The sequence below is a fragment of the Luteimonas sp. TWI596 genome (genome assembly GCF_039674105.1).
Taxonomy (GTDB): Bacteria; Pseudomonadota; Gammaproteobacteria; order Xanthomonadales; family Xanthomonadaceae; genus Luteimonas.
Genome location: NZ_JBDJMU010000048.1, coordinates 1 through 1074 on the forward strand (window position 1 = coordinate 1; position 1074 = coordinate 1074).

1 protein-coding gene is annotated in these 1074 nt (G+C 64.8%); it reads right to left on the bottom strand.

Features of this window, described 5'->3' with window-relative positions:
• Window positions 1-7: 7 nt before the first annotated feature.
• Window positions 8-1024 carry an IS30 family transposase gene (locus ABE487_RS17180; RefSeq protein WP_346452835.1) on the bottom strand — a complete coding sequence of 339 codons (1017 nt, stop codon included), beginning with the start codon at window positions 1022-1024 and terminating at the stop codon, window positions 8-10.
• Window positions 1025-1074: the final 50 nt, after the last annotated feature.

Consider the following 1074-nt stretch of genomic DNA (forward strand, 5'->3'; position numbering starts at 1 on the left):
GGCGGTCTCAAGAATCAAGTGCAACACGTGATTTGAAGTCGATGATTTCCCTCTCCATCACCTGGGCTGGTGTTGCCCAGCCGAGCGTCTTGCGCGGTCGCCCGTTCATCAGCTTGGCGACGTGATTGAGATATTCCTGGCTCGCCTGCGAGAGGTCCACGCCCTTGGGCAGGAACTGTCGAAGCAGGCCGTTGGTGTTCTCGTTGCTGCCCCGCTGCCAGGGCGCATGCGGATCGGCGAACCAGACCTGGAGGTTGAGCCGCTGCATCAGCGCCTCGTAGCACGTCAGTTCCGAACCGCGATCGTAGGTGAGGCTCTCGCGCAGGAATGCCGGCAACATGCGCATCTGCCGGGTGAAGCCCTCGAGCGCCGCTTCGGCGGTGCAGCCGTCCATCCGGCACAGCACGACGAAACGGGTCTTGCGCTCGACCAGCGTACCGACGCAGGAGCGGTTGAAGGCGCCCTTGATCAGGTCGCCCTCCCAATGACCGGCCACCAGGCGCTGCTCGACGTCCTCGGGCCGATGCACGATCCGCAACTGCTCCGGCACCCATGAACGTCCCGCGGCGGTCGTCCGCCTGCGTCCGCGCGCCGGCTTGCCCTGGCGCAACGCCTCCACCAACGCCTTCTTCAGTCCACCACGCGGATACGCATAGATCGCCGCATAGATCGTCTCGTGGCTGACCCGCTGACTGGCGTCGTCTGGATGCATGGCCCGCAGTGTGGCCGCGATCTGCTGCGGCGACCAGCGCTCCAACACCAGACGGTCATGCACGAACTGGAACAACTCGCCTTCCTCGACCAGCTTGCGACGACGCACGCAACGCGAACGACGTGCGCGATAGCTCCCGGCCGCGCCATGAGCCGAGTAGATGCCATCGCCCTGGCGCCGCACCTCTCGACTTAACGTTGACGCGCTGCGTCCCAACCGACGACCGATCTCCTGAAGGCTCGTCCCGCGGTTGCGCTCGACCTGAAGCACTGCGCGCTCTTCCGCGCTCAGGTGGCTGTACTGTTTTCCCATCGCGACACCCTACACTCCGCCGGGTGTTGCACTTGGAAGTTGAGTCTGCC